Source organism: Solemya elarraichensis gill symbiont (genome assembly GCF_002021095.1).
Lineage (GTDB): Bacteria > Pseudomonadota > Gammaproteobacteria > Chromatiales > Chromatiaceae.
This window is the reverse complement of the sequence record NZ_MPRK01000097.1, coordinates 1-8,458: the sequence shown is the minus strand read 5'-3', so window position 1 is coordinate 8,458 and position 8,458 is coordinate 1. Positions and strand designations below refer to the sequence as shown.

The 8,458-nt window shown below is 46.3% G+C and carries 12 protein-coding genes and 1 pseudogene; 5 read left to right on the top strand and 8 right to left on the bottom strand.

Going from position 1 to position 8,458, the window contains the following annotated elements:
* Together BOW51_RS06260 and BOW51_RS06255 are read right to left on the bottom strand one after the other, a co-directional pair.
* Nucleotides 1–268: VF530 family protein (locus tag BOW51_RS06260; protein ID WP_135568100.1), on the bottom strand; the 268-nt coding region annotated here is incomplete at its 3' end.
* A gap of 26 nt (nt 269–294) precedes the next feature.
* Nucleotides 295–801: an HIT family protein gene (locus BOW51_RS06255; protein WP_078476949.1), complete on the bottom strand. Its 507-nt coding sequence runs from the start codon at nt 799–801 to the stop codon at nt 295–297.
* Between the two features lie 253 nt (nt 802–1,054).
* Here BOW51_RS06255 and BOW51_RS06250 point away from each other — a divergent pair, with 253 nt between their 5' ends.
* Nucleotides 1,055–1,306 (top strand): hypothetical protein, encoded by a 252-nt coding sequence (locus BOW51_RS06250; protein WP_078476948.1) that lies wholly within the window; start codon nt 1,055–1,057, stop codon nt 1,304–1,306.
* Between the two features lie 534 nt (nt 1,307–1,840).
* Nucleotides 1,841–2,152: a Crp/Fnr family transcriptional regulator gene (locus BOW51_RS06240; RefSeq protein WP_078476947.1), complete on the top strand. Its 312-nt coding sequence runs from the start codon at nt 1,841–1,843 to the stop codon at nt 2,150–2,152.
* A gap of 93 nt (nt 2,153–2,245) precedes the next feature.
* On the opposite strand, the gene BOW51_RS06235 is transcribed toward BOW51_RS06240, so the two are convergent.
* The 6 genes and pseudogenes from BOW51_RS06235 to BOW51_RS06210 form a co-directional block, all read right to left on the bottom strand.
* A complete protein-coding gene (locus BOW51_RS06235) occupies nt 2,246–2,917 on the bottom strand; it encodes a hypothetical protein (protein ID WP_078476946.1) in 672 nt (223 codons plus the stop codon).
* A 77-nt stretch (nt 2,918–2,994) separates the two neighbouring features.
* The gene (locus BOW51_RS06230) at nt 2,995–3,612 is read right to left on the bottom strand and encodes a cation efflux transmembrane domain-containing protein (RefSeq protein WP_078476945.1); all 618 of its coding nucleotides are present in this window, start codon (nt 3,610–3,612) and stop codon (nt 2,995–2,997) included.
* Nucleotides 3,613–3,811: 199 nt separating this feature from the next.
* Nucleotides 3,812–4,255 (bottom strand): SRPBCC family protein, encoded by a 444-nt coding sequence (locus BOW51_RS06225; protein WP_078476944.1) that lies wholly within the window; start codon nt 4,253–4,255, stop codon nt 3,812–3,814.
* Nucleotides 4,256–4,836: 581 nt separating this feature from the next.
* Nucleotides 4,837–5,679 (bottom strand): PhzF family phenazine biosynthesis protein, encoded by an 843-nt coding sequence (locus BOW51_RS06220; protein ID WP_078476943.1) that lies wholly within the window; start codon nt 5,677–5,679, stop codon nt 4,837–4,839.
* A gap of 184 nt (nt 5,680–5,863) precedes the next feature.
* The gene (locus BOW51_RS06215) at nt 5,864–6,109 is read right to left on the bottom strand and encodes a VF530 family protein (RefSeq protein WP_078476942.1); all 246 of its coding nucleotides are present in this window, start codon (nt 6,107–6,109) and stop codon (nt 5,864–5,866) included.
* Nucleotides 6,110–6,128: 19 nt separating this feature from the next.
* Nucleotides 6,129–6,263, bottom strand: a pseudogene (locus BOW51_RS06210) (RNA recognition motif domain-containing protein); the annotation flags it as partial.
* A gap of 287 nt (nt 6,264–6,550) precedes the next feature.
* On the opposite strand from BOW51_RS06210, the gene thiD reads away from it, so the two are divergent.
* The 3 genes from thiD to BOW51_RS06195 form a co-directional block, all read left to right on the top strand.
* On the top strand, nt 6,551–7,366 hold the full coding sequence (thiD, locus tag BOW51_RS06205) for a bifunctional hydroxymethylpyrimidine kinase/phosphomethylpyrimidine kinase (RefSeq protein ID WP_078476941.1): 816 nt from the start codon (nt 6,551–6,553) through the stop codon (nt 7,364–7,366).
* Nucleotides 7,363–7,986, top strand: a complete 624-nt coding sequence (gene thiE / locus BOW51_RS06200; protein WP_078476940.1) for a thiamine phosphate synthase — start codon at nt 7,363–7,365, stop codon at nt 7,984–7,986. Before thiD ends, thiE begins: the two co-directional genes overlap by 4 nt.
* Before the next feature lie 3 nt (nt 7,987–7,989).
* A partial coding sequence (locus tag BOW51_RS06195) for an aminotransferase class III-fold pyridoxal phosphate-dependent enzyme (RefSeq protein WP_135568098.1) occupies nt 7,990–8,458 on the top strand: 469 nt, incomplete at its 3' end.

Sequence of the window (8,458 nt, the reverse complement as noted above, 5' to 3'; positions counted from 1 at the left end):
CTCTTGGAGGCAATGAAAACTGCTCGAATGACGCCCTGGGCAAGCTTTTAAACTGGTACAAATAAAAGTTTTCAACTTTTTCACGAGCCCAATCTGTCTTTTTTAAAAACTTCACACTGGATTCAATACTCGGCCTGGTCTTAAAGCAATTGATATTTAAGTAGGCGAAGAGAATCTCAAAGCCATAATGATCAACTATTTCAGCCAGTAGTTGTTTTAGTCCAACGCCGTGCAGCGGGTTATTGGTGTAATCGATCTCATTGTTCATATTTTTACCTAAAGCAGTTTTTACATTCACCTTCGTTGGTAATTTGCTCTGCAGGGAATTACGTTGCGAATGCCACCTTTCGGGTTCTCCACATCTCCTTTATAACGTGGCAAAAGAATGACATGTAAATGGTCAATGCTTCTTCCTGCTTCTCTTCCATCGTTATTGCCAATGGTGTATGCATTAGGTTTATTTCCCAGGAAAGGCAGTTTTAAAACCGTTTCTATGTGGCCCTTAGGCATGTCGTGCAGGTAGTCCCTGTTAAGCATGTTTTGATAGAGATATGTCATGTCTGTTTCTTCGATAACGCTTCTGACTCCCCTGATCGCATCAAAATAATCCGCCTCCTCCATTTCATTCAGATTAAAGATTGAGTCGACATGTCTTCTTGGGATGATTAGTGCATGCCCCGGGTTAACCGGGTTGGTATCAAAAACGCCTAAGAATGACCTGTTTTCAAAAATAAAGGGATCGGTTTCGCCGTTAGAAACTCTGCAAAAATAACAATTATTTTCTGATGGAGGGTGGGACATAATAGAGCCTTGATGTTGAATATTTGATATCAGAGTAAAAAACTATATTCGCCATATTATAATGGTGTCTTGAGTGGTGCGGGTATTTTTACACCGCCCCCAATTGCGCTATTAATGCGTACAAACTACCGATTCCCTGAAGGCCGATGCATGTGACCATATCACATAACCCCTCAGCTAAGTGACTAAGTCACATGACTTTTATTCGCGGATCACTATACTCGTCTTATCCAATTTTAATGAGATAAAGATCATGAATAAATTAGTCGCATCACTGGCTGTTCTGGCGTTGGTTAGCGCTGCTCATCTACAAGCTTCTGAACTGGCCGAGGGTTTTGATTGGCCAGCTGGTTTTAGCGAAAAATCAGCAGTAGAGAGCACCGATACCGAAGTGTCTGATGGTATGGATTGGCCAGCTGGTTTTAACACGGTACCTGAAGCATCTCAGGAGAAGAGAGTGTCTGTTGCAGAAGGTATGGACTGGCCCGAAGGGTTTAAGATCTAACTATTCGTTAAAACCCCGGCTTCGGGCTTTTACATCATGCTGGATACAGCCCTCACCTTGGCCAGGTGAGGCAAGTTATGTTCGATCTGACATTGATCAAATACGTATCAATGATTTTGGTAGGATAATACAGACTCTGATCATTATCCTGATCGCCACCTTTGCAGTGTAGCGACAAAACAAAATGGAATTAAAACAGGCCGAACAACACATCTTATCTGACGTATTTCCTAGCGCTGCCACATTTCCGGGCTTAAGTGATCACAGTTGGAAGAAGCAGACGTTCAAGGCGGGTGATACTTTATTCAAACCCGGTCAGCCCAGTAATCGTTTTGTCTTGTTGGGCCAAGGGACGATTCGGGTACAACTGCAAAATGATCAGGAACGAAATTTACTGCTTTACCGGATTGAGCCGGGTCAACTGTGTATTCACTCGCTGATTAACCTGATCATGATGAAAATTTCAGCTATATCACTTCTGCGGAAACTGATGGATGGTTGTGCTGGACGGAAAAGGAGCAGTTTCATAAATGGATGGACAGTTCCAGTGAGTTTCAGCACTGGATATTCAACAATATTGGTTCCCGCTTCAAACAGGTTATAGAACGATTTGCTAACCATGCATTTGTTCCGGTGGAAAATCGCCTGGCCGGATTGCTTATCGAAAAAAGGGGTAAAGATCAGGTTGTAAAAATAAAACAATCCGAACTGGCCATTGAACTAGGAACGGCCAGGGAGATTGTGTCCCGACATTTATCTCGTTGGCAAAAACAGGGTTTGCTCGTCACCAATCGCGGTGAAATTACCATCAATAATATTGACGCCATGCTGGCCATGGCGCTCTGATATACAAGATAAATACAGTTTCTTGGCTTGAGACCAAATTGAATCCTGTGTTGTGCAAGTTCCCGACTGGAACGGTCCGACTGCATGCGCTTGTTATACGGCTTTTACTCTAGGCCTATCAATCCAGGCCGCCAGAGCACATACGACTAGAGCTTGAACGACCATGCTAACGCCGATAGCTAATTGATCAGGTGCCTGTGTCACTGACATTTTGCCAACTACAGCCACTCCTGACAATACACACATAAAAACAACCATTCCTAGCTTGGCCTTACTACTGATATTTTTTGTAGCTCTAATATAAAGGGCCATGCCCATAATCAGGAGAAAAACCTCTAAAACCAATGCAGCTTCTAAACTATTCCACAACCCTAAACCTAGCAGACTAGAACCATTCCCAAACAACGGTAGCTGAGGGGCATGCTCTACCCAATCACACACCCAGTGGAAGAATACCGAGGCGCCCAAGAGCGCAGATACTTTTAACTTCGAAGAAAGCTCCTTAGCTAAAAGAACGTAAGCTCCCACAGAAACAATTAAAGCCCAGAACACTGCAGCAATAAGACTGTGGGAATACGGAAAGGAAAAATGTAGATAATGAATATCTGAGTAATTCTCAGGAACGAGAACTTGTTCAAAGCCCAACAGAACAAAAATGCCAAGTAATATATCTAGAAATAACGATGTAAATAACAAAACACCTACATTGATTCTTGGCTCTACTGATTTAAGCGAAAGCCCTATTCCTAAATGGCCTACAAACACAAGATTCTTCCAATCTCACTAAGCCGGATATTTGGCGTCAGAGTAAAAACTATTTTCGCCATACTATAATGGTGCCTTTAGTTTGCTGCTCTAAGTTCAACCATTGCCGATGAGATGACACGGCCTGCTGAACGAAGCAAGAGTAAAACCAACGCCATAGCAACCGCAATATCTGGCCATCCCGACCCAGTCAGCCAAACAGCACCAGCCGCCAAAAATACAGAAATGTTGGACGCAATGTCGTTTCGTGAACATTCCCACACCGAGCTCATGTTCACATCTTCATGACGATGCCGCCAAAGTAAGAAGAGGCATACCGAATTTGCTGCCAGGCCTATGAGACTGAACATACCCATAACTTCGAAGATTGGCACACTTGGCACATATAGCCTGTAAATGATTTGAGCCAAAACGACCAATGCTGCCAATAGGATGAGAATGCCCTTGAATAAGGCTACTTTTGCTTTCGTGTTACCACCTCGGGCAACAGCGTACAGGCTTAGCCCGTAAGTCAGGGCATCTCCGAAGTTATCGAGACTATCAGCTAACAGTGCTGTTGATTCGCTGTACAATGCAGCGCCAGCAATCACAATAAACATGACAGCGTTGATGCCAAGTACGGTTTTCAGCGTTGCGCGCTGTCGTTCATCGCGCAGGGCATCAACCGAACAACCACCATCACAACACCCACTCATTATCTGATTCTCGTTTTCAATCTAACATCGCAATAACCGGTAAATAGTTAATTGCCCTGTTATATGGTTAGCTATCTAAGTATATAGGGCCGGCGTAAAAACTATTTTCGATATATTATAACTGTGTCTTAAATGGTGCGTGTATTTACACAGCCCCAGATTACGATGGAAAATGTGGTCTGCTGCCTAAACCCACAGTTCATTCATCGTGATCTATGTGAATGTCATTCGGAAACGGTTTGCCTTCTCCCTTCTCTAACGCCTCTTTAAGACTCAGCAAGAATACAGCCCATTTGGTACTGCAGTGCCCCATGAAATCTGACGGCTCTTTCCAATTGGAATGCGAGAAGAGTACGTACGTTTGATTATCTCCACGAGACAAATGAAACGATACTTCTGTACCCATCCAAGGGCCTGGCATTTCACCTGAGTGTTTCCAGCGTACTACTGAATCTGGTTGTAGTTCTACAACTTCGAAATCAGGTCCGCCACCATCAAACCTGAACTTGATAATTGAACCAACACTCCCGGCACCTGAAGTATCAGTTGTCCACCACTTGGCCAGCCCCTCATTTGTTGTCAGTGCGCTGTAAACTTCGTCAGCAGAAGCTGCAATTCCTACTCGATGAATGATATCGACCATATCTACCAATCCCTATGGCATGTATTTGCCATCTAACGAAACACCTTGGTGTGAGAGTGAAAACTATTTTCACCATACTACAATGGTGTCTTGTGTGACGCGGCTGTTTTTACACTGCCCCAAATACGCTGATATCTTTATGGAGAACCTGGGCTGTTCTTTATTGTTTTTGTCTTCTTATCTTCACAACAAGATGATAGTAGAGCGTTGCTACTATCGCAGACAGAATCCCGCCACCCTCTATAGATACAACTGCCGCATGTCCCCATGATCCGGTGTAGTTTTGCATGCAGACCAAAAAAACAAGCCAGGTAACAAACGCCACAACAAGGCTCTGCTTAAACGTTTGTTTGCTGTTTGAGACTAATAAGGCTTTACAATCCGGGCACTCAAAATTTGTTTTACTAACAACCCAACTTGCAATTGAACTTCCACAAACAGGGCACTTATAAGTCATAGCATTTTACGTACTGTCAATCAGTTACAAACGACATGTTTGCATTTAGGCTTTGAGTAATAACTAATTTCGCCATGCTTTAATGGTGCCTTGAGGTGCGTGGATGTTTTTACACTGACCCCAATCATTGCTCTGATTCATCCATGAATCTGACAGAGCCAGAAACACGGACAGAAGAACCTGGGGCATCAGTTAACTCAGCTCGTATAATTGAGCGAGATCCCATATCTTCGCCTTGCACTATGTTTATAGTGCCTGCGTGTGGCCAATTGATATCTCTAAGGTATCCAGCAAACGCGGCGGATGCTGCGCCGGTGGCGGGGTCCTCATACACTCCACCGGATGCAAATGGGTTTCGAGTGTGGAAAAGTTGCTTTGTTTCAGAATAAACCAACATAACCGTTACTAATTCAAGATCATGCATGAAGGTTCGACCAGCATTCAAATCATATGACATTGCTCTGAATTTGCTGCGTGAGTTCAGACTAATGATCAGGTGATTTGCTCCAGCGTTGGCAAACGCAGGCGGGATATTTAAATTAAGGTCTTGTTGTTCGTACCCAAATAGCCTCAATGCAGTTTGTACTGTTTCAGGGTCGGCTGGCTTTGATTGGGTATTTGGAGACTGCAGGGCGGCCGAGTAGCTACCTGCTTGAACAAAACCTTCAACAGTGATGTTTGCCTCATTAAGGGCAAGAGAATATATACCAGCTCCATTTCTTTTCGCCAATGCTCCACCTAGTGCAATAGTTGCATGACCACAAAACGGCACCTCAGATTCAGGTGAAAAATATCTAACGTGCCAACCGTCTTCGGATGGTTCTGCAAACGCGGTTTCGGAGTAACCAACCTCAGCCGCAATCGATCGCATTTCAGGTACAGAAGGATGTTGCTCAGAAATATGAACACCTGCTGGGTTGCCGCCAATATTGCCGTCTGAAAAAGCTGCAATTCTGATAATGCTCATTCTGTGGTTTTACCTTTCTTTAATGCCTTGTAATAGGGGGCAGGCCAAATTTACGCATTAATACTCCAAGTTTCTTATGGAAAACGTGGTCTGTCCCCTAATAACCAGGCCTGACTGCATGCGTTTGTTATGCGCAGGATGCCTAGTGATTTCAATAACCACCGTACAGGTTACTTAGTACCATTTATTTGGCATTTCCCCAGGGGGATTGCTTTACAAATGTAGAAATATACAAATCCTCCACCTTATCTCTGGCCCATGGGGTTTTACGCAAAAACTTCAGTGATGATTTTACTGATGGATCACTCTTGAAACAGTTTATGTCGACTCTCTGGGCCATTTCATCCCAGCCGTAATGCTCCACTAACCTCGCTACAACTTTCGCGAGCGTTATGCCATGCAAGGGATTGTTCAATTGTTCACTACTCATAACTTTCGATGCACCGATATTACTTCGCTTTGTTTACAGCTTTTTTGACACGAATCTTATTACTGGCAACAGTCATATTATTCAAATTTTTCATTGCTGCCTTGGCTTCTCCTGGTTTCGGCATTTCCACAAAAGCAAAACCTTTGGATCCACCAAATATTTGGGGTCAGAGTAAAAACTATTTTCACCATACTATATTTGTGTCTTGCTTGGCGCCGGTATTTATACACTGCCCCTATAATTCTGATAGAAAACGTGGTCTGTCCACTAATACTTAAACATAATGAAAATAAATCCAAAAGTGCCGGAGAGAATATCCTAGTGTAGTCAGGGCCTCCCACACTTCAAGAAGCATTTCTAGACCCAAAATGGTTTCCCACGCCTTGAAAATTTCTGCATTGGCTCTCATGATGTCTGATTAAGACAAAGGAAAACCCCGGCATGCAGGATATGAGTCAACAGAGTGAAGAGAGCACAGCAGCGCGGCGCGCAACTGTGCTGGCGATAGGCGGTCATGATGCCGGTGGTGGTGCGGGTATCTCTGCGGATATTGAGACTATCTCGACACTCGGCGCGCATCCATTGACACTGATTACTGCGCTGACAGTGCAGGACACTTGTTCCATGTCGGCGCTTGAACCTGTTGATCCATCCATCATGCTGCGCCAGTTTGATGCAATTCATGCAGATATCACTATTGATGTGGTCAAGATCGGCATGCTCGGTTCGCTTGATGCGTTGGCTGCGGTGATGACCATACTTGATCAGCTTGAAGGCGTGCCAGTGGTATTTGATCCCGTGCTTGCCGCAGGTGGCGGCGGCGAGGCCAGCAGCAAGGCATTGCGTGAGGCGATTATGTCGGCGCTGTTGCCGCGTTGTTTTTTGCTGACACCAAACACGATTGAAGCACGCCGCCTCGGTGGTTCTGATGATCTCCAACAGGCAGCTGAAAATTTACTCGCAACTGGTGTCGACAATCTCCTGCTGACGGGTTCACACGAGGATGGTGATGAAATTGTGCATAGCTGGCATTCAAGTGACGGTGAGAGTGAGTCGTGGCAATGGCAGCGGTTGCCGGGTGAATACCATGGCTCAGGCTGCACCCTGGCATCGGCTATTGCAGCATTTATTGCACGTGGTATGCCGTTGAAGATGGCACTCGGCCTGGCGCAGGCCTTTGCCTATGATGCCCTGCAGAGAGCGTATCGCATTGGTAATGGGCAATTGATTCCCGGACGGGCAGGGGAGGCACAATGATGCAGATCAGACGTGGGCTCTACGTGATTACAGATCCGGATTTGTCACAGGACCTGTGCTACGATGTGGAAGCAGCGCTGCTGGGCGGTGCCACCATCGTGCAGTATCGCAACAAGCGGGCAGATCGAGATGACGCCCTTACTGAACTAGAGTTGTTGCGCCCACTGTGTCATTCGGCAGAGGCGCTGTTGCTGGTGAATGACGACGTCGAGCTGGCGCGGGAGAGCGGTGCCGATGGCGTCCATCTCGGGCGTGATGATATACCCTATGAAGAGGCGCGTGAGCTGCTGGGTGACGAGGCGATAATCGGCATCTCCTGCTACAACAATCTTGAATGCGCACTGGAAATGGAAGCACGCGGTGCCTCGTATGTCGCCTTCGGGCGTTTTTTCCATTCGCAGAGCAAGCCGCAGGCAGTGCAGGCAGCAATCGAGTTGTTGCGTACGGCAAAACAGCATTTACAGGTGCCGGTGGTTGCCATCGGCGGCATAACTGCGCAGAATGGCGCTACATTAATTGAAGCAGGTGCTGATCTGCTCGCCGTTATCCACGGTGTATTTGGGCAGGCTGATGTTCGTCGTGCCAGTGAGTCATTCAGCACACTATTTTTGGAGTCGTAAAAAATGAGTTATGCCCACCAGCAGTCGAGCAAGCTCTTTTCAGGTGCGCAGCAGCATATTCCCGGTGGCGTCAATTCGCCCGTGCGCGCATTCAAGGGTGTCGGCGGCAACCCGATATTCTTTGAGAAGGCTGAAGGCGCCTATGTGTTCGATGCTGATGGCAACCGTTATATCGACTATGTCGGTTCATGGGGCCCGATGATTCTTGGCCATGCACATCCGGACGTGATCAAGGCGGTGGTCAATGCGGTTTCCAACGGGCTCTCATTCGGTGCGCCGACCGAGATCGAGACACAGATGGCTGACAGGGTGTGTGAACTGGTGCCGTCGATGGATATGGTGCGTATGGTGTCATCCGGCACCGAGGCGACCATGAGCGCGATTCGTCTTGCACGCGGTTTCACCGGGCGCGACAAGATCGTCAAGTTCGAGGGCTGCTATCACGGTCATTCAGATTCACTGCTGGTGAAAG